This window comes from Mesorhizobium sp. M1E.F.Ca.ET.045.02.1.1 (assembly GCF_003952485.1).
In the GTDB taxonomy this organism is placed as follows: domain Bacteria; phylum Pseudomonadota; class Alphaproteobacteria; order Rhizobiales; family Rhizobiaceae; genus Mesorhizobium.
Window position 1 is genome coordinate 6,897,689 of record NZ_CP034447.1, and the last position, 22,096, is coordinate 6,919,784.

General features: G+C 64.2%; 18 protein-coding genes and 2 pseudogenes. 9 read left to right on the top strand and 11 right to left on the bottom strand.

The annotated features are described in order from the left end of the window. Positions 1–2 precede the first annotated feature (2 nt). Positions 3–689 carry a hypothetical protein gene (locus tag EJ070_RS33805; RefSeq protein WP_126095205.1) on the bottom strand — a complete coding sequence of 229 codons (687 nt, stop codon included), beginning with the start codon at positions 687–689 and terminating at the stop codon, positions 3–5. Between the two features lie 755 nt (positions 690–1,444). Between EJ070_RS33805 and EJ070_RS37325 the strand changes: the two are divergent. Next, a pseudogene (locus tag EJ070_RS37325) lies at positions 1,445–1,838 on the top strand (integrase); the annotation flags it as partial. A gap of 60 nt (positions 1,839–1,898) precedes the next feature. On the opposite strand, the gene EJ070_RS33820 reads toward EJ070_RS37325, so the two are convergent. The 4 genes and pseudogenes from EJ070_RS33820 to EJ070_RS33835 form a co-directional block, all read right to left on the bottom strand. Next, a complete protein-coding gene (locus EJ070_RS33820) occupies positions 1,899–2,303 on the bottom strand; it encodes a type II toxin-antitoxin system VapC family toxin (protein WP_126095207.1) in 405 nt (134 codons plus the stop codon). Continuing rightward, positions 2,300–2,533 carry an AbrB/MazE/SpoVT family DNA-binding domain-containing protein gene (locus tag EJ070_RS33825; protein WP_126095208.1) on the bottom strand — a complete coding sequence of 78 codons (234 nt, stop codon included), beginning with the start codon at positions 2,531–2,533 and terminating at the stop codon, positions 2,300–2,302. The genes EJ070_RS33820 and EJ070_RS33825 overlap by 4 nt, the downstream gene beginning before the upstream one ends. A gap of 159 nt (positions 2,534–2,692) precedes the next feature. Then, positions 2,693–2,974: pseudogene (locus tag EJ070_RS33830) on the bottom strand (transposase); the annotation flags it as partial. Positions 2,975–3,388: 414 nt separating this feature from the next. Then, complete coding sequence (locus EJ070_RS33835; RefSeq protein WP_245464763.1) at positions 3,389–3,808, bottom strand: DUF1772 domain-containing protein; 420 nt, start codon at positions 3,806–3,808, stop codon at positions 3,389–3,391. Between the two features lie 306 nt (positions 3,809–4,114). On the opposite strand from EJ070_RS33835, the gene EJ070_RS33840 reads away from it, so the two are divergent. Further along, on the top strand, positions 4,115–5,827 hold the full coding sequence (locus EJ070_RS33840; RefSeq protein ID WP_126095209.1) for an HAD-IIB family hydrolase: 1,713 nt from the start codon (positions 4,115–4,117) through the stop codon (positions 5,825–5,827). 31 nt (positions 5,828–5,858) lie between these two features. Here EJ070_RS33840 and smc read toward each other — a convergent pair whose 3' ends face one another. From smc to EJ070_RS33855, 4 genes are all read right to left on the bottom strand, one after another. Next, positions 5,859–9,317, bottom strand: a complete 3,459-nt coding sequence (gene smc / locus EJ070_RS33845) for a chromosome segregation protein SMC (RefSeq protein WP_126095210.1) — start codon at positions 9,315–9,317, stop codon at positions 5,859–5,861. Positions 9,318–9,434: 117 nt separating this feature from the next. Then, complete coding sequence (locus tag EJ070_RS33850; protein WP_126095211.1) at positions 9,435–10,166, bottom strand: DsbA family protein; 732 nt, start codon at positions 10,164–10,166, stop codon at positions 9,435–9,437. Positions 10,167–10,206: 40 nt separating this feature from the next. Beyond that, entirely contained in the window at positions 10,207–10,368 is a 162-nt protein-coding gene (locus tag EJ070_RS36565) for a hypothetical protein (protein ID WP_189350240.1), read from the bottom strand. Then, a complete protein-coding gene (locus EJ070_RS33855) occupies positions 10,365–10,865 on the bottom strand; it encodes a DUF721 domain-containing protein (RefSeq protein WP_126095212.1) in 501 nt (166 codons plus the stop codon). The genes EJ070_RS36565 and EJ070_RS33855 overlap by 4 nt, the downstream gene beginning before the upstream one ends. 32 nt (positions 10,866–10,897) lie before the next feature. Here EJ070_RS33855 and mutY point away from each other — a divergent pair, with 32 nt between their 5' ends. After that, the gene (mutY, locus tag EJ070_RS33860; RefSeq protein WP_126095213.1) at positions 10,898–12,013 is read left to right on the top strand and encodes an A/G-specific adenine glycosylase; all 1,116 of its coding nucleotides are present in this window, start codon (positions 10,898–10,900) and stop codon (positions 12,011–12,013) included. Positions 12,014–12,127: 114 nt separating this feature from the next. Continuing rightward, positions 12,128–12,739, top strand: coding sequence for an HAD family phosphatase (locus EJ070_RS33865; protein WP_126095214.1), 612 nt, complete (start codon positions 12,128–12,130; stop codon positions 12,737–12,739). Between the two features lie 148 nt (positions 12,740–12,887). On the opposite strand, the gene EJ070_RS33870 is transcribed toward EJ070_RS33865, so the two are convergent. After that, the gene (locus EJ070_RS33870) at positions 12,888–14,021 is read right to left on the bottom strand and encodes a site-specific DNA-methyltransferase (protein ID WP_126095215.1); all 1,134 of its coding nucleotides are present in this window, start codon (positions 14,019–14,021) and stop codon (positions 12,888–12,890) included. Between the two features lie 171 nt (positions 14,022–14,192). Here EJ070_RS33870 and EJ070_RS33875 point away from each other — a divergent pair, with 171 nt between their 5' ends. After that, a complete protein-coding gene (locus tag EJ070_RS33875; RefSeq protein ID WP_126095216.1) occupies positions 14,193–14,882 on the top strand; it encodes an HAD family phosphatase in 690 nt (229 codons plus the stop codon). Between the two features lie 67 nt (positions 14,883–14,949). On the opposite strand, the gene EJ070_RS33880 is transcribed toward EJ070_RS33875, so the two are convergent. Next, positions 14,950–15,693, bottom strand: a complete 744-nt coding sequence (locus EJ070_RS33880; RefSeq protein ID WP_126095217.1) for a hypothetical protein — start codon at positions 15,691–15,693, stop codon at positions 14,950–14,952. Between the two features lie 128 nt (positions 15,694–15,821). On the opposite strand from EJ070_RS33880, the gene thrC reads away from it, so the two are divergent. From thrC to EJ070_RS33900, 4 genes are read left to right on the top strand one after another with little or no spacing between them, the layout of a single operon-like run. Next, complete coding sequence (thrC, locus tag EJ070_RS33885; protein WP_126095218.1) at positions 15,822–17,219, top strand: threonine synthase; 1,398 nt, start codon at positions 15,822–15,824, stop codon at positions 17,217–17,219. A 14-nt stretch (positions 17,220–17,233) separates the two neighbouring features. Continuing rightward, complete coding sequence (locus EJ070_RS33890) at positions 17,234–18,526, top strand: pitrilysin family protein (RefSeq protein WP_126095219.1); 1,293 nt, start codon at positions 17,234–17,236, stop codon at positions 18,524–18,526. Between the two features lie 15 nt (positions 18,527–18,541). Further along, positions 18,542–19,138: a GNAT family protein gene (locus EJ070_RS33895; RefSeq protein ID WP_126095220.1), complete on the top strand. Its 597-nt coding sequence runs from the start codon at positions 18,542–18,544 to the stop codon at positions 19,136–19,138. 3 nt (positions 19,139–19,141) lie between these two features. Then, the gene (locus EJ070_RS33900) at positions 19,142–22,030 is read left to right on the top strand and encodes an EAL domain-containing protein (RefSeq protein ID WP_126095221.1); all 2,889 of its coding nucleotides are present in this window, start codon (positions 19,142–19,144) and stop codon (positions 22,028–22,030) included. Positions 22,031–22,096 lie beyond the last annotated feature (66 nt).

Genomic DNA, 22,096 nt, shown 5'->3' on the forward strand with positions numbered 1-22,096 from the left:
TATCATTTTTCGATACTTTGCGCAATCAATTCTAGCCCCAACCTCTGTTCAGGAACGAGTCCCCGGCCAATGCGGATAACGTCATCAAGTGCCGAGCGTATCTGCGGCCGGGGAAACTCGGCATCGTCCCCCGAACCCTCCCCTACCTTAAGCACCGCATCAAGCTTGACTACCACGCCGGCAAGGGAAGCAGGGGGCGTTTCGGACAATAGCTCAAGCAGTTCCTCCGCTCGGTCGGCAGCCTCGCGCTCGGCCCGCAACGTTGCCGAATAGCCAATTTCCCTATCGGCAGCATCCCAGCGCGCCTGATGAGCCGCGAAGTCTGCTTCACCCCGCGCGCGCATTTCCGTATCTTCCGGACGATGATCGAGCACTTCGCGAAGCGCTCTAAGTGAATGCAGCGTCAAGCTCTCCCCCTCGCGCAGCATAATGGTTGCGCAAGGAAAGCCAACGGTCTCGGCGAGTATCCGCTCAAGGCGCTGCAGCTGACGGCACAGCCGTTCGGTGTGCTCGTGGGCCGCCTGCCATTTGCGCCACACTGCCACTGCGGGATCCGCGGATTGGTCTGTTTCCAAATCATTGCGGGCAAACGCATTTCGCTTTGATCCAACAATTGCAATTGCCGTTCCCGCAAGTACCCTCCTCCGAGTGACGAGAGGCCGAGTCGTGGTATTGTCGGAATCACCCATGATCCGAGCTCCTCAACAGCTTGGTTGTGGCGAGGTCGAATAGGGTGTTGCACCACCCTGTTCGGCCGCTTTGCACCCAAAAGTCTTAAATGATGCCAAGGGTATTTTCAATACCTTAGGCATCATATGATGCCAATAGGATCATATTTAATGATAACAAGTGAGCAGCTGAGGGCGGCACGGGCTCTGCTGCAATGGGATCAGAAGAAGCTAGCGGCAGCATCAAAAGTTTCGACGGCAACAATCAAGCGCTTGGAGCCGCTCGCAGGGCCCTTACGGGCAAACCAAGTTACTGTCGAAGCTCTTCGTCGCGCGCTTGAAACAGCTGGCGTCGAATTTATCCCAGAAAATGGCGGCGGACCAGGCGTCCGGCTTTCCCGTCCCTATGACGGCAAATGACGCCCGGCGGAAGCCACGGCGCCTCTGGCCCTCGACCATAGACGCACCGGCATTGGCCATGAGCGCCTTAAACTATGCAGAGCTAGCCGGCCTTCATTAGGCGACGATACCTATTCGGCGCCGTCCGGCGAAAGGTTCCGGCCCATCTCCACACCTCGCCGAACATCCGCTTGTGCACGCCAGCACGAAGCCGATGTTCAGCAGGGCGCCCGGCCGGACCCGTCCGCCGCGCGCCCAGGCCGCGCCCTTGATGATATTCTCCTGCTCGGCTTCGTTGAGATCGGCGCGGTGTCTGATCCAGCTTTGTAGGTGCATTTGGCGACTAGCAATGATGGAGGGGGCTTGCCGCGGGCGGCGAGGTCGAGATCGGCCGAGGCTCCTCCGACGCCACCTCCCCGGTCGTGGCACCCGACAACCTGGCTGAAGTTGGCTCGGGTTGGCCAATGGCCCGTTGTTCCTGCGGGTGATTGGGCAAGGCAAGGCTGTCGGCGCCGAGCGATTGAACGAACAGGAGGTGGCCCGGCTGATCAAGCGTGCAGCAGTCACCGGCCGCGTCCGTGGCGACCTGTCGGAAGGCGAACGCGGCCAAATGTTTGCCGGCCATTCACTGCAGGACTCGCCTCCTCGGCCGAGGTCGACGAGCGCTAGGTGCAAAAGCAGGTCGGCCACGCCTCGGCCGAAATGACGCGAAAATGTCAGCGCCGGCCCGATCGGTTCCGAGTCAACCTAGCCAAGGCGAGCGGACTGTAGGAACAAAAGGCTTCCTCCCTCCCCTGCCTGACCACAAGACTGTGTGTCCGAACAAATCGCTCAGCTGTTCGGGGTGATCAGTTTCAATGATGGAAAATAGGTGCGGTAGCGGCCGACGTCGCGGGTGAGCAGCGGCAGCCCGTTGACGGCAGCATGGGCTCCAATGAAGAAGTCGGGTAACACGCCGGTGCGTGATCCGCCCGACTTGCGATACTGCGTAAAGACCTTTCCAGCGAGAAACAGGGCGTCTCGCGGCATCGGGGCGATCTCCAGCCCCGCCTCAACTACAAACGCCTCGAGATCCTCGATGCGTTCATATCGAACGCCAAGCTCGGCATAGACAGCATCGTTGATCAGCAGAGGTCCATTGAGGCTCGCCGCCTCCAGCTGAGCGATCGACCAATCCGCCCAATTCGGATCATCAGTGACAAGGTCGAGCAGAACGTTGGTGTCGACCAGTGTCACGCTTCGCCACGCGTCAGTGCCATGATCGCGTCGGTACCGAGCCCCTTGCCGGCATGACCACGCAATTTCGCGAAGCGGCTCGCCGGCGGCTCCTTGTCGGCGCGTGCAAGCACCACGCTACCATCGGCAGCGCGGCGGAAATCAACCTTGCTGCCCGGACCGATGCCGAGGAGATCGCGGACCGGTTTCGGGATGGTCACCTGTCCCTTGGCTGTGACTGTAGTGGTCATGGTCGCCTTCCGTAATACCAGATTTACAGAAGGTATTACCTTAGGGTCAAATTTTCAACCAGGTCCGATCGTTCGCTCGTAGCTCCGCTTTTTGTACGGCGCCCTTGAGCCAATCCGCATATGTCGAAAGATTGCGATTTTCATCGATCTGGTGACGGCATGTCGATCGAACAGCTCGGTGGAGAAGCGACCAGCCCGGTCCTGCGGAACCCGCAGTTCGAGCTTGCCGACACGGGTGACAAGGGTGCGGCCGTAATAGCCAGAGCGATAGCCGAGCCGCTCCGGCGTTCGCTCGCTCTTCGAAGCATCCAGCGCCTCGTCCATCTCGGCCTCGAGCACCTCCTGCATCACCGCGCGGATCACCTCGTGCAATCCATCCGGGTTCGAAAGCAGAATGTCTTTGACGGCGGCTATGGCGGATTTATCTTCAGTCTTGGTCATGGTGGCGTTCCTTCGCGGGAATCGGTGACGTGAACAATCACCAGCCTGCCATGACCGCCCTCTCGCAGCGAATTTGCAGAACTCTCAGCACACTACCATCCTCCGGCTCCAGCGGAGTTGCGTCTTCCGGCTCCCGAAAAAGGTCTGTCACGGCTCGTTCCACAAGTCGCGATCCAGGACATCGCGGATATATAAGCCTCGATGCGCGCTTCGTTCCGGCATCGTCGGTCTCCTGCGCCTTTAGGGACGCCCGACCGAGACCGGACGATCAGCCCTACCCTGCCTTGAAGCTCCAGCGAGTCGGTCGGAAACCCGGCCGGACATCAGGCGCCTTGGATGGCAATTGCCGTGGTCAGCAGGATCAGGCTCAGCATCGCCAACACCGCGCGCAGAACGTGCGAGAGTTCCCACCGGTCACGAAACGCCGTCCACTCTTGCGTCGGCACAAGTGCGTCCCTGTCGCTGCCCTGGGTTGCGAAGAAATGCTTCGCCGGCGCGGGTCAATTCCACCTCTTGCAGCCAGTGCTCGTTGATCGGCTGGGTCATGAACCAGAAGACAAGCTGCATAATCAGGAGCCCGGTCAACGCGCAGGCAATCAGCCAGAGCTCGACAGAGCCGCTCGACGTCAGCATCAACGCAAATGTCGCGACGATCCCGCCGACCTCGGCGATACCGCCTCCGATCGTGAAGCCCGGATAGTAGATCCGCTGGACAACAAAATACTCTTGCCTGCCGAGCCGCATTTTGCCCGGCAGCTCCAGCGCGTGGGCGAGCGCCATGGCCATCGCGCTCGCCACGAGGATGACGGTCAGGACCTCCCCGAAAACATACATCGATGGACCTCTCACTCCGGCCTGACTGCTTCGTAAAAGCAGCTTCGATGAATTCGAGTGACGCTCAGATCGAACGTGACGGTCCAGACCGGGTTCCATCGAGCAAGAAGGGCGTGCCGACTAACAATGATGAAGGGGGCTTGCCGTGGGCTTCCTCACACCAGTCGCACATGGCGCGCTGGATGCGTCGTCACCTGGGCGGAACGCCCGGTCGTTGCGAAGCAAGGCGTCGACCTAAACCTTTTCCGCCGACAGACGTTGTTCCTTCTAGACGGACCGAGCGACGGCCAGCGGAGAGACCACCCGATGTATTTCATGGCATTGGCCACCGACTACGATGGCACGCTGGCGCAAGACGGCTTGGTTGCCGCAAGCACGCTCTCGGCGCTGGAGAAGCTGAAGGAGTCCGGCCGCAAGCTCATCCTGGTCACCGGCCGCGAATTGCCCGACCTCAAGGAGGTTTTTCCAGAGATCGGCCTGTTCGACAAGGTGGTCGCGGAAAACGGCGCGCTAATCTACACCCCGGCCAGCGAGGAGGAGCGCACGATCTCGCCCTCCCCTTCCGCCAACCTCGTCGACAAACTGAAAAAGCGCGGCGTCAAGCCGCTCTCAGTCGGGCGCTCGATCGTCGCCACCTGGGAACCGCACCAGGCAACGGTGCTCGACGTCATCAAGAAGCTCGGCCTGGAGCTGGAGATCATCTTCAACAAGGGCGCAGTGATGATCCTGCCCAGCGGCATCAACAAGGCGACGGGACTGGCAGCCGCGCTCGCGGACCTCCGGCTTTCGCCACACAATGTGGTCGCAGTCGGCGATGCCGAGAACGACCACGCCTTCCTCAGGGCCTCGGGCTGCAGCGTTGCCGTCGCCAACGCATTGCCGGCGGTAAAGGAAACCGCAGATCTCGTCACGAAAGAGGCGCGCGGCAAGGGCGTCGAGGAACTGATTCGCAAGCTGACCCAGCGCGACCATCTGGTGGCGCGAAAGCGCTCGCGAGGTGTCCTGCTTGGCACTGCCCGCGGCAAGGAGGTCTATCTGTCGCCGGTCGACACGGTTCTGATTGCTGGAAGCTCCGGTATCGGTAAGTCCACATTGGCCACGGCGCTGACCGAACGGCTTATCGAAAAAGGGTTGCAGTTCTGCATCTTTGACCCGGAAGGCGACTATGGCGGGCTGCAGGGCGCGGTGCCCCTCGGCGATGCTTCGAGCGCGCCGAGCAAGGACCAACTACTGGAGCTGATCGACAGGCCGGGCACCAATGTCGTGGTCAACGGGCTGGCGCTGAAGGTCGACGAGCGGCCCGATTTCTTTGCCGAACTGTTGCCCGGGCTTGGGAGCGTCCGCTACCGCACGGCAAGGCCGCATTGGCTGATCATCGACGAGGCGCACCATCTCCTGCCCAAGAAGCGCGAAGACACGCGCGCGGTGCTTTCGCTCGAGCTACCCGGCACGGTGCTGATCACAGTGCATCCGGAAGCGATCTCGACGGGTGTCTTGCGCCTGGTTACGGCAGTGATCGCGCTCGGCCCGAAAGCCAAGGGCGTCATCAAGACCTTCTGCAAGGAGATCGGATTGGAGGCGCCGAAGAATATTCCGACGCCGAAGGGCGACCGCGTGCTGTTGTGGCGGCCGCAGAAAGGCAAGAAATCTTTCACCGTCAAGGCGATCGAACCCGACCAATCGCTGAAGCGGCACAGCCGAAAATATGCCGAAGGCGAGCTCAACGAGGCAGGCAGCTTCTATTTCACCGGACCGAAGAAGGCGATGAATCTGCGGGCCCACAATCTGATCATTTTCGCCCGGATGGCGGAAGGCATCGACGACAAGACCTGGGAATATCACCTGCACGCCGGCGACTATTCCAAATGGTTCCGCCAACAGATCCGGGACAAGGAGCTGGCCCGCGAGACGGCCAAGGCCGAGAGGGACAAGCGTCTATCGCCCGAGGAGAGCCGCAAGCTCGTGCTGGAGGCGGTGCGCCGCCGCTACACGGCGCCTGCCACGGCTCCGGAAAATTAAAATTGGAACTCGCCGATCCGGCCGAGCCGCCTCAGCTCGCCTCGCGCATCGCCTCGGCCGCCTGCAGGTCGACCGAGACAAGCTGGCTGACGCCCTGCTCGGCCATGGTGACGCCGAACAGCCGGTCCATGCGCGCCATGGTGATGGGGTTGTGGGTGATGATGACGAAACGCGTCTCGGTGGTCTTCGCCATCTCATCCATCAGATTGCAGAAGCGCTCGACATTGTGATCGTCGAGCGGCGCGTCGACCTCGTCGAGGACGCAGATCGGCGCCGGGTTGGTGAGGAAGACGGCAAAGATCAGCGACATCGCCGTCAGCGCCTGCTCGCCGCCGGACAGCAGCGTCATGGTCTGCGGCTTCTTGCCGGGAGGACGGGCAAGGATTTCGAGCCCCGCCTCCAGCGGATCTTCCGACTCGATGAGCTGCAGCTCGGCGGTGCCGCCGCCGAACAGATGCGAGAACAGCCGCTGGAAATGGCCGTTGACCACCTCGAAGGCCGACAGCAGCCGTTCGCGGCCTTCGCGGTTGAGGCTCTGGATCGCCTGACGCAGCTTGCGGATCGCCTCGATAATGTCCTCGCGCTCGGAAACGATGGTCTCCAAACGCTCGGACAGCTCCCGCTGCTCCTCCTCGGCGCGCAGATTGACGGCGCCGAGGCGCTCGCGCTCGATCTTCAGCCGGTCGAGCTGGCGCTCGACCTCGGCCATGTCGGGCATCGGATCGTCGGCTTCGAGACCGGTATGCTTGATGACGAGATGCGGCGGCGTGTTCAGCGCTTCCTGGATGCGCGCCTCGACCTCGGCGCGCCGCTCGTCGGCCGCCGTCAGCCGCTCCTCGGCGCGGACGCGGGTTTCGCGCGCTTCGGCGAGCGACTGGATGGCGGCAGTCGCCGCCTTGTCGAGCTCGGCCTGCTTGTTTTCCGCTTCTTGCAAGCGGTCGCCGGCGGCCTGGCGCAGCGTCTCGGCCTCGGAAAGCTGCGACAGCAGCGCGCGGCGCTTGGTGTCGATCTCATCGGGCGCGTCGGCCAGCCTCTCGCGCTCGGCTTCGGCCTCGGCCTTGCGCTCACCGAGAGCGGCGATCTGCGTCGAGGCATTCTCGGCGCGCTCCAGCCAGTTCTTGCGCTCCGTGCCGATGGCGTCGAGCCTGCGCATCCGCGCCTCGGCCTCGCGCCGCAATCCTTCATGCACGGCGCGGGCATCGGCAAGCGTGGCACGGTCGCGCGCGACGTTGGCGGAGACCTGTTCGAGCTGCAATTGGAGATCGCCGAGATCGGGCGCGTCCTTCAGCATCTCCTCGGCTTCGAGGAAGGCCGCTTGCGTCTCTTCATGGCTGTCGACGATGCGGGCACGCGCCTCCTCCTGCGCGGCACGCCGGCTCGCCAGCTCGCCGCCGGCCCTTTCGGCCTCGGCCAGCGCATTGCGCGCGGCATCCAGCCCGTGCTGGGCATCGCGGCCGGCCTGGCGCGCGTTGCGCTCGGCCTCGCTCGCCTGGCGCATCGCCTGCTCGGCGCGCGCCAGTGCTTCCTCGGCCTCGCGCACGACGCGTGTCGCCTGCACGGCTTCGGCATCGAGCTCGGCCAGACGGTTCTTCTGCGCCAGCCGCTGCGCGGCCGCAGTCGGGGCATCGGCGCTGGCGGTGAGCCCGTCCCAGCGCCAGAGCGCGCCGTCGCGGCTGACCAGCCGCTGGCCCGGCGCCAGAAGCGCCTGCAGACGGCGGCCATCGGCGGCATCGACGATGCCGATCTGAGCCAGCCGGCGGGCAAGCTGCGCCGGAGCGCGCACCACACTCGCTAGGCTCTTCACGCCTTCGGGCAGCGCCGCATCGCCGGGCTGGACCGCGCTCTCGCCCCAGTGCACCGGGGCGCTGCGGTCGAGCGGGACATCGAGGTCCTCGCCCAGCGCCGCACCAAGCGCGGTCTCGTAGCCGCGCTCAACGCTGATCTGCTCGAGCACCGAAGGGAAGAGGTCGCCGCTTGCGGCATTGAGGATCTTGGCCAGCGTGCGCGCTTCGGTCTCGATGCGCTGCAATTCGGCCTTGGCGTCCTGCAGCGGCGGACGGGCGGCGCTTTCAGCAGCGCGCGCTTCGGCGACCGCCTGCTCGGCGGCAATGGCACCTAGCTCGCTCTCCTCTAGGCGGGCGAGCGCGTCCTCGACCAGAAGCCGCTTCTCGGCGGGATCGGGCAGACCGGAAATGCGCGCGACGATGTCGGAGAGCTCGCGGTCGACCTCGGCAAGCTGGCGGGCGAAGCGGTCGCGGCGCTCAGCAGTCTCGCGCAAAGTGCGCTCAATCTGGTGGCGCGAGGCGGCCGCCTCGGCCCGTTCGGCGGTCAGCGCGGCAAGCCGCGCTTCGCTTTGCGATAGCGTCGCGCCGGCCTGCTCGAAAGCGGCGCGCGTGGTGGCCTCGCGTTCGGCCGCACCGGCGTTTTCGGAATTAAGCTCGGCTTCCTCGGTGCGCAGGCGCTCCAGGATGTCGGCATTGTCGCGCACCATCCGCTCCTCGCGGGCGATGTCGGCGTCGAGTTGCTGCAGCCGGCGTACCAGCTCGACCTGGCGCGAGCGGATGCGGCCGGCTTCCTCTTCGATCTGCGTCTTGGCGATCGACAGGCGCTGGAAGGCAGCAGCGGCGGCGGCTTCGGCGTCGCGCAGGTCCGGCAGCCGGTGCGCGGCGATGCCCTGCTCCCTGGCGGCCGCCATCTGGGCGGCGGCGCGGTCGCCGACCAGCGTGGTTGCTACGGCAAGCGCCGAGCGCGCCTCGCCTTCCTGGGTCTTGGCCAGCGTCCAGCGCAGATGCAGCAGCGTCGCCTCGGCCTTGCGGATATCGGCCGACAGGTTCTTGAAGCGCGAGGCCTGGCGCGCCTGGCGCTTCAGGCTCTCGATCTGGCTTTCCAACTCGCCGACGACGTCGTCCAGCCGCTCGAGGTTCTGCTCGGCCGCCTTCAGTCTCAGTTCGGCCTCGTGCCGGCGCGTGTGCAGGCCGGAAATGCCGGCGGCCTCTTCGAGAAGCGCGCGGCGGGCCTGGGGTTTGGCCTGGATCAGCTCACCGATACGGCCCTGTCCGACCATTGAGGGCGAGCGCGCGCCGGTCGACTGGTCGGCGAAGAGCAGTTGCACGTCCTTGGCGCGGGCTTCCTTGCCGTTGATGCGGTAGAGCGAGCCCGCCTCGCGCTCGATGCGGCGCGACACCTGCAATTCATCGGCATCGTTGAAGGCGGCGGGCGCCGTGCGGTCGCTATTGTCGAGGAAAAGCGTGACTTCGGCGGTGTTGCGCGCCGGCCGCGCGCCGGAACCGGAAAAGATCACATCGTCCATGCCGGACGCGCGCATGTTCTTGTAGGAGCTTTCGCCCATCACCCAGCGCAGCGCCTCGACAAGGTTCGACTTGCCGCAGCCGTTCGGCCCGACGATGCCGGTCAGCCCGCGTTCGATGACGAACTCGCCGGGCTCGACGAAGGACTTGAAACCGAGGAGGCGAAGGCGCGAAAACTTCATTCGCCCCGCCCCGTGAGCGGGTTCCGCAAAAGTGTTCCGCGGTTTTGCGACGAGATCCCGCGGCCAGACAAATGGGCCAGAACGCCGAGGCGCGACCGCTTCGGCGCGGCCCGGACGTCAGAGCAGAGGGTCGATGATGGCCGACATTTCCTCAATCGACATCGCCCCTTTGTAGGTCTTTCCGTTGATGAAGAAGGTCGGCGTCGAGTCGACCTTGAACTCGTCCGCTCCGCGTTTCTGGACTGCTCTCACATCGTCCAGAAGCTTCTGGTCCGTCAAGCAGGCCTCAAAGGACTCCTGTGTAAAACCGGCAAGCTTGGAGATCTGCAGCAGTGCTTCCTTGGTGTTGCTGACGCCAACCCAGCTCGGCTGCTGCTTGAACAGCACGTCGACCATCGGGAAATAGTTGTCCTTGGCGCAGCGCGCCAGCATGAAGCCTGCCTCGGCGCTGGGATCGAACGGGAATTCGCGCAGGATGTAGCGGGCCTTGCCGGTATCGATGTACTTGGTCTTCAATTCGGGGAAGGTGGTCATGGCGAAATGTGCGCAATGCGGGCAGGTCATCGACGCATATTCGACGATGGTGACCTTGGCGTCGTCCTTGCCGAGCTGCTTGTCGGGCAACGCGCCGGCCTTCAACAGTTCCGCCATGTCGACCGTGCCCTGAGCCTCCGGCGCCTGAGCGGCGGCGGCCGGCGTGGCCGGCTTGGCTGGCGTCGACGGGTTGGCGGGCTTCGCATCGGCCGCCTTCGCGTCCTCGCCGGAGTCGCTGCACGCGGCAAGCAGCGCCACAGCCGGAACGGCGGCCAGCGTGGTCAAAAGGTTCCTGCGGGACAAAGAACGGTTCATGCGAATCACCTGATATCGGTTGGATTTTGCAATGCAAGGGCTAGAAAAGGCGAGAGTTGGCGCGAATTAAGGCATCGCCGTCCCCAATCCAATCGCCAAATTTTTCGGCCGCGATCACGAATACGCGATATTGACGACGATTTTGCAGCACGCCGAATGTCTTTTCCCGAAACCGCCGCACACTTTCGGGAGACATGCTCATGGCCTTTTTTGTCCCAGGATGGTCGCTCCGAGCCGTTCGAGCGAAGCGCGCAAGCCATCGTCCTCGATCTTGCCGACCGTGCGCGCCAGCTTCGATTTCTCGGCCTCGCTGAGCGGCCTCGGCGCCGGTTTCGGACGGGCTTTTGCCGAAAGAACCGGCTTCTGCAAAATCTTGATGCGGCCGATGGCGTTGAAGCCCAGAAAAGCGTTGACGCGGTTGATGACCTCCCCGGCCTCATGCTGCAAGTGCAGCGCCGCCATGCCTTCGCAGGCGATGATAAGCATCGCCGGCTCGAACGGATCGTCCTCGTGCAGGCGGCGCGGCCACTGGATCTTTTCCGGGCGCGAATGAGCGGCAAGCCGCGGGCCGGCGATCTCTTCCCACGATTGCACCAGCCCGATCGAGATGCCGGCGCGCTTCCTCAGCACCGGGTCGAGGATCTCGGTCGCGAGATCGCTCACCGGAACGGGATTGCCGAAGGGCCTTTTCCCTGCCATGTGCGTTCTCCGATCCCAAACCCACCCGATCAATGGCACCGCAAGACCAGACCCGCAAGGCCGCGAAGGCCATATCCGGAGATAGCAGCATCGCCGCCCGCCTGCTTACCTGGTACGACGCGCATCACCGCGACCTGCCCTGGCGCGTGACGCCGGGGGCATTCGCGCGCGGGACAAGGCCCGATCCCTACCGCGTCTGGCTCTCCGAAGTGATGCTGCAACAGACTACCGTCGAGGCGGTGAAAGCCTATTTCCGCAGCTTCTTGGAGAAATGGCCGAGCGTCGAGGCGCTGGCCGCCGCGCCCGCCGAGGACGTCATGAAGGCCTGGGCCGGGCTCGGCTATTATTCCCGGGCGCGCAACCTGAAGGCTTGCGCCGATCTCGTGGCGCGGCAGGGCGGCCGCTTTCCCGACACCGAAGCCGGCTTGAGGCAATTGCCGGGAATCGGCGCCTATACGGCGGCGGCGATCGCGGCGATCGCTTTCGACCGGCCGGCCGCCGTCGTCGACGGCAATGTCGAGCGCGTCATCTCGCGGCTCTATTCGATCGAAGCGCCGCTCAGCGAGGCCAAGCCCGAAATCCGCGCCCTGGTCGAAAAACTGGTGCCGCATAAACGGCCCGGCGATTTCGCCCAGGCGATGATGGACCTCGGCGCGACGATCTGCACGCCGCGGCGGCCGCGCTGCATGCTGTGCCCGGTGCGGGAAGATTGCAGCGCTATCCTCACAGGCGATCCTGAACGCCTCCCGGTCCGCCTGCCGAAGGACGACAAGCCGCTCAGGCGGGGTGCTGCCTTTGTCGCCCAACGCAATGATGGCGCCGTCCTGCTGCGCAAGCGACCCGACAAGGGCCTGCTCGGCGGCATGACCGAGGTGCCCACCACTGCCTGGACGGCGCGGATCGATGGCGCGACCACCCAGGATGCAGCACCCTTTCCGGCCGACTGGCGGCGCGCCGGGCGGATCGGCCATGTCTTCACGCATTTCGCGCTCGAACTCGAAGTCTTTCATGCCCACATCAAAGGTGATGTGCCGGATGGGCATTTCTGGTCGTTGGCCCATGAAATTTCCGGGGAAGCGCTGCCCACCGTCATGAAAAAGGTAATCGAGGCGGCGATACCCGGCGCGACCAAAGCGCGTCGCGTGTGAAACAATCCCTCGCGAAGCGCTTCGGTTGTTTGTTTTGTGCAAGTCGTTATCCCAAAACCGCTGCGCACTTTTGGGCGACATGCATCAGAAAGCGTCCACATTGAAAGGCAGGCAATGACTGAAATCCGTCACATCGTGTTCGACATCGGCAGGGTGCTGATCCATTACGATCCGGACCTTGCGTTCAGCCGCCTGATTCCCGATGCGGAAGAGCGGAAGTGGTTCTTCGCCAATATCTGCACCAGCGAATGGAACCTCGAGCAGGATCGCGGCCGCACGTGGGAAGAGGCCGAGGCGCTGCTGATCGCCGAGCATCCCGATCATGCCGAGAACATCCGCAATTTCCGCCGTCACTGGCACGAGATGGTGCCGCATGCCTATGACGACAGCGTCGCCCTCATGATCGAACTGATCGAAGGCGGCCATGACGTGACCATGCTGACCAACTTTGCCGTCGACACACTTGCTGAAGCCCGCCAGCGCTTCGATTTTCTCAGCCGGCCGCGCGGCGTCACCGTCTCGGGCGAGATCGGCCTGATCAAGCCGGACCGCGCCATCTACGATCATCACATCGCGGCCTTCGGGCTCGAACCATCGGCGACGCTGTTCATCGACGACAGCCAGAAGAATGTCGACGGCGCCAAGGCCGCCGGCTGGCAGGCGGTGCTGTTCACCGACGCCAAGACGCTTAAAGCAGACCTTGAGCGGTTTGGGATTGCGGCTTGATCTGAATCGCTTGCGGCGATCCGTTCACGTCTTGATTCAAGTGCGGTTCGACGATTCCATGGGATCGCCGAACCGCTCTTGAATATTGTTCTTCCGCAATTCCGGACAGAAAACCGCTGCGCACTTTTCCTGGAATTGCTCTGGCGGATCAGCCGCCTGCCCGCTCCATGCCGAGGCGCGCGATGCGCCGCAGTTCGTCGATCGGGGTGAGGCCGCCGCTGCGCTCATAGTGCCAGAAGGTCCAGCCGTTGCAGGCATCCAGCCCCTGCACTTCGGCGCCGATCTTGTGGATCGAGCCGGCGCTGTCGCCGATGGCCAGCGTGCCGTCGGCGCGCACCTTGGCCGCCCAGCGCTTCTTGGCGTCGTAGAGCGTGGCGCCCGGCGTCACCAGGCCGGTGTCGATCAGGCTGATGAAGGCGACGCGCGGCTCGGCGCGCTTGCCGGAAAGCACGGTGAGGTCGGCGCCATCAAGCGGGCGAACGGATGCGATGCGCTCATTGGCGGCATCGATATAGGCCTGCTCGCGCTCGATGCCGACGAAGTGGCGGCCGAGGCGCCTGGCGACGGCGCCGGTAGTGCCCGAGCCGAAGAAGGGATCGAGCACGACGTCGCCCGGCTTGGTCGAGGCCATCATGATGCGGGCAAGCAATGCCTCCGGCTTCTGCGTCGGATGCAGCTTGTTGCCGTTGTCGTCCTTCAGGCGCTCGCCACCGGTGCAGATCGGGAACAGCCAGTCGGAGCGCATCTGCAGGTCGTCGTTCGACGCTTTCAGCGCTTCGTAGTTGAAGGTGTAGCCCTTGCCCTTCTGGTCGCGCGAGGCCCAGATCATCGTCTCATGCGCGTTCTGGAAGCGGCGGCCGCGGAAGTTCGGCATCGGGTTGGTCTTGCGCCAGACGACGTCGTTGAGGATCCAGAAGCCAAGGTCCTGCATCCTCGCGCCGACGCGGAAGATGTTGTGGTAGGAGCCGATGACCCAGATGGTGCCGTTGGGCTTCAGCACGCGGCGCGCCGCGAGCAGCCAGGCGCGGGTGAAGGCATCATAGGCCTCGAAGCTCTCGAACTGGTCCCAGTCGTCGTCGACGGCGTCGACCTTGGACTGGTCGGGCCGGTGCAGATCGCCGTCGAGCTGCAGATTGTAGGGTGGGTCGGCGAAGATGACGTCGATCGACTTTTCCGGCAGCCGGTCAAGCGCGGCGACGCAGTCGCCTTTCAGGATCGTGTCCAGCCATTCGGACTGCTGGGGAGCATGGGAAAGCTCGTCGAGAAGACGCACGGCAGACATCAAAACACCCAAAGGCACGCGTTACGGTTTACTGCCTGTTATGGTTACCGATCAGCGTAAACATTCGGTGAAGGCTGAAGAGCCTCGCGCGATTTGCGAAGACCGGCCCATTGGTGTATGCCGCGCCGCTTGGGCCGGTCAGGCCATTTTCCTCCCACGCTTCGGATTGCCATGCCCCAGCCAGACCTTGTCATCTTCGATTGCGACGGCGTACTCGTCGATTCCGAAATCGTCGCCGCGCGCGTCGAGGCAGAGCTTCTGACTTCGGCCGGATTCGAGATCTCGGCGGAGGAGATTTTCGAGACCTATGCCGGGCTGACCTTCAAGGACATCATGCTGCGGCTCGAGGAGAAATCGCACATCCCGTTCCAGGCCTCGCTGATCGACCGCGCCGAGGAACTGGTCGACCGTAAGCTGCGCAGCGACGTGCGCGTCATCGACGGCGCCCGTGAGGCGGTGGCGGCCGTAACGGCACCGCGCGCCGTCTGCTCCAATTCGCGCAAGGAGCGGATCGAGTTCATGCTGGAGAAGGTGCGCCTGCTACCGTTCTTCGCCGGCCACATCTTCTCGGGGCTCGACATCCCCAGCAAGAAGACCAAGCCGGCGCCGGACGTGTTCCTCTACGCCGCCGAACAGCTCGGCGCGAACCCGAAGAACACCTTCGTCATCGAGGATTCGGTGCACGGCGTCACCGGCGCCAGGGCGGCGGGCATGCGCGTCATCGGCTTCACCGGCGCCGGCCACAGCTATCCCGGCCACGCCGACGCGCTGACCGAAGCCGGCGCCGAAACGGTCATCCGCCGCTGGGCGGAACTGAACAGCACGATTGCGGCATTGTCGGAGTGGTCGGAAGACGCTTGAGATTCGCTGTACACACTCCTGCGGCCATCTGGCGGCGTCTTCTGTGCTTCCGGTAGCTAACCCTCGGTTAGTTCGTCGCCGCGACGCGCTTCTTCCTCTTGCCCTTCGACTTGTCCGCGGCAGGCGCCGGCGTGTTCTCGTCGTAGCCGGCATAGGCCTGGTAGTCGCGCGCGGTCGGCTCCGGCACTATGACATTGGCGTCCGTGAAGACGAATTGCGTCGCGGCCGACGGATCGGTGACCTGCACCTGATACTGATGAAGCTGCGAATAGAGCACGTCGGGTCCATGCTGGACCGCGACGCGGATCGGCATGGTGACGGTGCCTGGCGCGAACAGCGGCCCCGGCACCACCTTACCGGCGACTGCGATCTTCATCGTCAGTTGGCCGTTCTCGTGGGTGCAGTCGCGTGTCACGTCGGTGATCGAGGCCTGGTAGATGATCTTGGCGGGGTCGCGATTGGGATCGATCGGCGCCCCGTTGGGGCCGGCCTGCGCGGCCGCGGCGGCTGCCCCGGCTTCGGCGTCCGCCGTGGCGTCGCCCTTCTTTTTCTTCGGCTTGGCGGCGGCGCCCTTGGCATAGGTGTTGAAGAAGGCGGTGCCGTCACGCAGCGTCACCTTCGGGCAGTAGGCGCGCAGTTGGCTGGCGAGCACCTGAGGGTCCTGCGGCGGCGGCGGCGCGGTCGGATCCTTCTTGCCGAAACCGAAGTCGAGAATGCCATTGTCGCTCGATTGGCAGCCGGCGGCGGCAAGCATAAAGCCGGCAAGCGCCAGACCCGCGACAAAACGACGGTTGACCGAATAAAACGCCATGAACTGCACTTCCCTCTCACAAAGCCGGTGACGTATATCAACGCCACGGCAAAAATGCGACTGAGCCGGCTCGGAAAATTAACCAAATTGCCGTGGATGACGCGACCGGCAGCAATGGGTCTTTGACGATGCAATATGTGAGTACCCGCGGGGATGCGCCCGTGCTTGGATTTTCCGACGCGGTGCTGGCCGGGCTGGCGCGCGACGGCGGGCTTTACGTGCCGCGCGAATGGCCGCAGTTTTCGGCCGCCGACATCCGCGCCATGCGCGGCCTTGCCTATCCCGACCTTGCCATTCGCGTCCTGACGCCGTTCCTCGGCGGCGAGATCGCGGCACCCGTCTTCGAAAAGCTGGTGCGCGAAGCCTATGCGACTTTCCGCCATGAGGCGGTGTGCCCGCTGGTGCAAACCGGCGCAAACACCTTCGTCCTCGAGCTCTTCCACGGCCCGACGCTCGCCTTCAAGGACGTGGCGATGCAGCTGCTGGCGCGGCTGATGGACCATGTGCTCGCCGAGCGTGGCCAGCGCGCGACCATCGTCGGCGCCACCTCCGGCGACACCGGCGGCGCGGCAATAGATGCTTTCGCCGGCCGCGACCGCACCGACATCTTCATCCTTTTCCCCAACGGCAAGGTCTCGCCGGTGCAGCAGCGGCAAATGACGACGTCGGCTGCTGCGAACGTCCATGCACTGTCGATCGAAGGCAATTTCGACGATTGCCAGGGCCTGGTGAAGGACATGTTCAACGACCACGGCTTCCGCGACAGGGTGTCGCTGTCGGGCGTGAACTCGATCAACTGGGCCCGCATCATGGCCCAGATCGTCTACTATTTCTCCTCGGCGCTGTCGCTCGGCGCGCCCGACCGGCCAGTGTCCTTCACCGTGCCGACCGGCAATTTCGGCGACATTTTCGCAGGCTACGCCGCCAAGCGCATGGGGCTGCCGGTCGAGCGGCTGATTATCGCCACCAACGACAACGACATCCTGGCGCGCACATTATCGAGCGGCGAATACCGCACCAAGGGCGTGTTCGCCACCACCTCGCCGTCGATGGATATCCAGGTGTCGTCGAACTTCGAGCGCCTGCTGTTCGAGGCCGCGGGCCGCGATGCCGCGACGGTCAGGCGCTACATGAACGGGCTGAAGCAGTCCGGTGCCTTCACCATCGAGGCGGACGAAATGACGCGGATCCGCGCCGAGTTCGACGCCGGCCGCGCCAGCGTCGACGAGGTCGCCGCAACCATCCGTTCGACGCTTGAAGCGAGCAGCTACCTGCTCGATCCGCACACCGCCGCCGCCGTGCATGTAGCGGCGGCCCACGCGTCGGGCGCCGTCCCCATGGTGGTGCTCGGCACCGCGCATCCGGCGAAATTTCCCGCGGCGGTCGAGGCCGCCAGCGGCATTGCCCCAGCCCTGCCCGCATGGCTAGGCGGCTTGATGACAGCCGACGAAAAATACACGATACTTCCATCTGAGCTAAAAATGGTGGAAGATTACGTGAGCCGCCACACGCGGGCGGCCCGTTAGGGAGTAGTTGCCATATGGGTGTTGAGGTAAGCCGTCTGTCGAACGGCCTGACAGTCGCCACCGAAACCCTTCCAAGCCTCGAATCTGTTGCCCTTGGCGCCTGGGTGAAGTCGGGCGCCCGCAATGAACGCGACGAAGAGCATGGCATGGCCCATCTGCTCGAGCATATGGCGTTCAAGGGAACGAAGCGGCGCAGTGCCTTCCAGATCGCCTCGGAAATCGAGAATGTCGGCGGCGAGATCAACGCCGCGACCAGTGTCGAGACGACCTCCTATTATGCCAGGGTGCTCTCCGGCGACGTGCCGCTGGCGGTCGATATCCTGGCCGACATCCTGCAGGAGTCCGAATTCGATCCGGAGGAGCTGGAGCGCGAGCAGCATGTGATCCTGCAGGAGATCGGCGCCGCGCACGACACGCCCGACGACATCGTCTTCGACCGCTTCACCGAAACCGCCTTCCGCCACCAGACGATCGGCCGCTCGATCCTCGGCACGCCAGAGACGGTCAAATCCTTCACCTCCAGGCAACTGCACGATTTCATCGAGCGCCAATACGGCGCCGAGCGCATGGTGATCGTGGCCGCCGGCGACATCAAGCATGACAATTTCGTGCGCGAGGTCGAAAAGCAGCTCGGCGGCTTCCGCGCCAAGGCCGTGAGCAACATTCCGCAATACGCGCAATATGTCGGCGGCGACTTCCGCGAGGACCGCGACCTGATGGACGCGCAGATCGTGCTCGGCTTCGAGGGCCGCGCCTACCATGTGCGCGACTTCTACGCCTCGCAGGTGCTGTCGATGATCCTTGGCGGCGGCATGTCGTCGAGGCTGTTCCAGGAGGTGCGCGAGAAACGCGGCCTGTGCTATTCGGTCTATGCCTTCCACTGGGGATTTTCCGACACCGGCATTTTCGGCGTGCATGCCGCGACCGGTCAGAGCGATATCGCCAAGCTGGTGCCAGTCATCATCGACGAGCTGCAGAAGGCCGGCGAGAGCATACAGCAGGATGAGCTCGACCGGGCGCGCGCGCAATATCGGGCCGGCCTCATCATGTCGGCCGAAAGCCCGGCAAGCCGCGCCTCGCAGATCGCCAGGCAGTTGCTCCTGTTCGGGCGGCCGATCGCCAAGGAGGAGTTGATGGAACGGCTGGCGGCGCTGACCGTCGACCGGCTGACCGACCTCTCGTCGCGGCTGTTCTCGACCAAGCCGACGCTGACGGCGGTCGGCCCCGTGGGCACGCTGGCGCCCTATGAGACGATCCTCGATTCACTTTCGGGTCCGCAGACAACGGCCCGCAAGCTCGCCGTCTAAATTTCGTCACGCGCCATGTTCGCGCTCCCTTTCTTTCGCCGCGACCTGCCGGCACTGAAGGGTGACAAGGTCACGCTGCGCGTGCCGCTGACCAACGACTACCGTGAGTGGTCGACGCTGCGCGGCGAAAGCCGCGCCTTCCTGGAGCCATGGGAGCCGCGCTGGCAGCCTGACGAGCTCGACCGCACCGCCTGGCGGCTGCGCATCAGCCGCTACCGCGAGGATTATGCGCAAGGTACGGCAATCGCCTTCTTCATCTTCGAGAAGTCGAGCGGCAAGCTTGCCGGCGGCATCACGCTCGGCAACATCCGCCACGGCGTCGCGCAAAGCGGCCATATCGGCTACTGGATCGGCGAGCGTTTCGGCGGCCGCGGGCTGATGACCGACGCGGTCAAGGTGGTGTCCCGATTTGCCTTCGATACGCTGAGGTTGCACCGGATCGAGGCTGCCTGTATTCCCGACAACGCCCGGTCGATCCGCGTGCTTGAAAAAGCCGGATTCCGGCGCGAAGGACTGCTGCGATCCTATCTCAGGATCAATGGCATCTGGCAGGATCACTACCTCTACGCCCGGATCGCGGACGATCCGCCGGGTGATGGAACGAAGGGCTGATATGTGACGAATTTTTCGCGAATCGCGTCGCTGTTCGCCCTCATCCTGGCGGTTATCGTCACGCTCTCGGCAGCCGCGCCCGCGCTTGCCGTCGAGCCGATCAAGATCGCCCGCGACGACAAGGCGCTCGACCTTTCGGGCGCCGTCGAGATCTACCGGAACCAGGGCGAGAATTTTCAGGTCTCGACCGCGCCCGGCCCCGACGGCATCGTGCGGCGCATCGAGGTCGAAGCCAACGACGCGCGTTCGACCGGCGACTGGGCGGTGTTCGCGCTCGCCAACACCACCGACCAGCAGCTCGACCGGCTGATCGTCGCGCCGCATTTCCGCCTGGTGAACTCCGGCATCTTCTGGCCGGATCTCGGCTCGACCCGCATCGCTGCGATCACGCCCAGCGAAGGCTTCGCGCTCGACCGCCAGACCAGCCCCGACGCCGACGTCTTCCGGGTGACGCTGAACCCCGGGACGGTCGTCACCTTCATCGCCGAGCTCGCCTCGCCCAAGCTGCCGCAGGTCTATCTATGGGATCCCGAATCCTACAAGGACTCGGTCAATTCCTACACGCTGTTCCGCGGCATCGTCATCGGCATTGCCGGGCTTCTGGCGCTGTTCCTGACCATCCTGTTCGTGGTCAAGGGGACCTCGATGTTCCCGGCGACCGCCGCGCTCGCCTGGGCGGTGCTCGCCTATATCTGCGTCGATTTCGGCTTCCTCAACAAGATCATCGAAATCTCGCCCGGCAACGAGCAGATGTGGCGGGCCGGCACCGAGGTGGCTTTGGCCGCGACCTTCGTGGTGTTCCTGTTCGCCTATCTCAACCTCAACCGATGGCACGGCCATTTCAGCTATGGCGCGCTGGTCTGGATCCTCGGGCTGCTGCTCATCGCAGGCGTGGCAATCGTCGATCCGGCCGTCGCCGCCGGCATCGCCCGCATCTCCTTTGCCGCCACCGCGCTCACCGGGCTCGGTCTCATCATCTTCCTCGGTATTCGTGGTTATGACCGCGCGATCATGCTGGTGCCGAGCTGGGTCATGGTGCTCTTATGGCTATGCGGCTCATGGATGGCGATCACCGGCATGCTGGACAACGACATCGCCCAGCCGGCGCTGGGCGGCGGCCTGATCCTGATCATCCTGCTCATCGGCTTCACCGTCATGCAGCACGCCTTTGCCGGTGGCGCGCTGCACCAGGGCCTGTTCTCCGACCTCGAGCGACAGGCGCTCGCCGTCGCCGGATCGGGCGACATCGTGTGGGACTGGGACGTGCTGCGCGATCGCGTGGTGACCAAGCCGGATGTCAGCCTGCAGCTTGGCCTTGCCCCCAACAGCCTCGGCGGCGCTGCCCGCAACTGGCTGCCGGTTTTGCATGCCGACGACCGCGACACGTTCCGCACCACGCTCGACGTGGTGCTGGAACATCGACGTGGCCGGGTGGCGCAGAATTTCCGCCTGCGCGGCGCCGACAGCCACTATCACTGGTTTTCGCTGAGGGCGCGCCCGGTGATCGGATCGGACGGCGAGGTGATCCGCTGCGTCGGCACGATGGTCGACGTGACCGAGCAGAAGAAGTCCGAGGAGAGGCTGCTGCACGACGCCGTGCACGACAATTTGACCGGCCTGCCGAACCGCGAGCTGTTCATGAACCGGCTGGAGGCGGTCATCTCGATCGCCCGCACCGAGGACAAGGTGCGCCCGACCGTCTTCGTCATCGACATCGACCGCTTCAAGCAGGTCAATGACGGCCTCGGCATCTCGGCCGGCGACACCATTCTTCTCACCATTGCGCGCCGGCTGCACCGTTTGCTGAAGCCGAAGGATTCGCTGTCGCGCTTTGCCGGCGACCAGTTCGCGCTGATGCTGCTCTCCGAGCAGGAACCGGCCCGCATCGCCGCGATGGCGGACGCCATCAAGCATGCGATCAACAACCCGATCACCTTCGCCAAGCGCGAGATCGTGCTCACCGCCTCGATCGGCCTGATCACCTGGACGACGGCGCCGACCTCGTCCGAGGACATGGTCAAGGACGCCGAGCTTGCCATGCACCAGGCCAAACGCTTCGGCGGCGATAGAATCGAGCCGTTCCGGCCGGCCTTCCGCACCGTGGGCACCGACCGGCTGCAGTTCGAATCCGATCTTCGCCGCGCCATCGAGCGGCGCGAATTCACCCTTGCCTACCAGCCGATCGTGCGGCTGGAGGACGGCAGCGTCGCCGGCTTCGAGGCGTTGCTGCGCTGGGATCATCCGCGGCGCGGCATGATCCCGCCGGCCGATTTCATCCCGGTGGCCGAGAATTGCGGACTGATCGTTCAACTCGGGCTGTTTGCCATGCAGCAGGCGGCCGAGGACCTGGCGACCTGGCAGAAGCAGATCGGCGACGCGCCGCTGTCGGTCTCTGTAAACCTTTCCAGCCGGCAGCTCATCCGCCGCGACCTCGTCAGCGACGTCCGCTCCGTCATCGCGCGCGCCAATTTGAAGCCGCGCTGCTTCCGGCTGGAGCTCACCGAATCGCTGGTGATGGACAATCCCGAGCAGACCGCGCATGTGCTGACCAAGCTGAAACAGCTCGGTATCGGACTGTCGCTCGACGATTTCGGCACCGGCTATTCGTCGCTCTCCTATCTGACGCGCTTCCCCTTCGACACGATCAAGATCGACAGGAGCTTCGTCGACGACGCGACGCCAAAACGGGCGGTGCTGCTCAAATCCATGGTCAATATGGCGCATGAGCTCGGCTTGTCGGTCGTTGCCGAAGGCATCTCCGACGAAAGCGACGCGCTGGAGCTGCGTCAGATGGGCTGCGAATACGTCCAGAGCTTCATGTTCGGCGCGCCGATGCCCGGCGACCAGGTGCTGAAGACGCTGAGGGAGCAGTACCCGCTAACGCAGGCCTAGAGCCCGTTTGGAAACTCTACTCCTGCGGCCATCTGATGGCGCTTTCTGCGCTTCCGGTACTCATTC

Coding starts and splice junctions, on each gene's coding strand:
- EJ070_RS33805 (WP_126095205.1), bottom strand. CDS start 689: ATGGGTGATTCCGACAATACCACGACTCGGCCTCTCGTCACTCGGAGG.
- EJ070_RS33825 (WP_126095208.1), bottom strand. CDS start 2,533: ATGACCACTACAGTCACAGCCAAGGGACAGGTGACCATCCCGAAACCG.
- EJ070_RS33835 (WP_245464763.1), bottom strand. CDS start 3,808: ATGTATGTTTTCGGGGAGGTCCTGACCGTCATCCTCGTGGCGAGCGCG.
- EJ070_RS33840 (WP_126095209.1), top strand. CDS start 4,115: ATGTATTTCATGGCATTGGCCACCGACTACGATGGCACGCTGGCGCAA.
- smc (WP_126095210.1), bottom strand. CDS start 9,317: ATGAAGTTTTCGCGCCTTCGCCTCCTCGGTTTCAAGTCCTTCGTCGAG.
- EJ070_RS33850 (WP_126095211.1), bottom strand. CDS start 10,166: ATGAACCGTTCTTTGTCCCGCAGGAACCTTTTGACCACGCTGGCCGCC.
- EJ070_RS36565 (WP_189350240.1), bottom strand. CDS start 10,368: ATGAGCATGTCTCCCGAAAGTGTGCGGCGGTTTCGGGAAAAGACATTC.
- EJ070_RS33855 (WP_126095212.1), bottom strand. CDS start 10,865: ATGGCAGGGAAAAGGCCCTTCGGCAATCCCGTTCCGGTGAGCGATCTC.
- mutY (WP_126095213.1), top strand. CDS start 10,898: ATGGCACCGCAAGACCAGACCCGCAAGGCCGCGAAGGCCATATCCGGA.
- EJ070_RS33865 (WP_126095214.1), top strand. CDS start 12,128: ATGACTGAAATCCGTCACATCGTGTTCGACATCGGCAGGGTGCTGATC.
- EJ070_RS33870 (WP_126095215.1), bottom strand. CDS start 14,021: ATGTCTGCCGTGCGTCTTCTCGACGAGCTTTCCCATGCTCCCCAGCAG.
- EJ070_RS33875 (WP_126095216.1), top strand. CDS start 14,193: ATGCCCCAGCCAGACCTTGTCATCTTCGATTGCGACGGCGTACTCGTC.
- EJ070_RS33880 (WP_126095217.1), bottom strand. CDS start 15,693: ATGGCGTTTTATTCGGTCAACCGTCGTTTTGTCGCGGGTCTGGCGCTT.
- thrC (WP_126095218.1), top strand. CDS start 15,822: ATGCAATATGTGAGTACCCGCGGGGATGCGCCCGTGCTTGGATTTTCC.
- EJ070_RS33890 (WP_126095219.1), top strand. CDS start 17,234: ATGGGTGTTGAGGTAAGCCGTCTGTCGAACGGCCTGACAGTCGCCACC.
- EJ070_RS33895 (WP_126095220.1), top strand. CDS start 18,542: ATGTTCGCGCTCCCTTTCTTTCGCCGCGACCTGCCGGCACTGAAGGGT.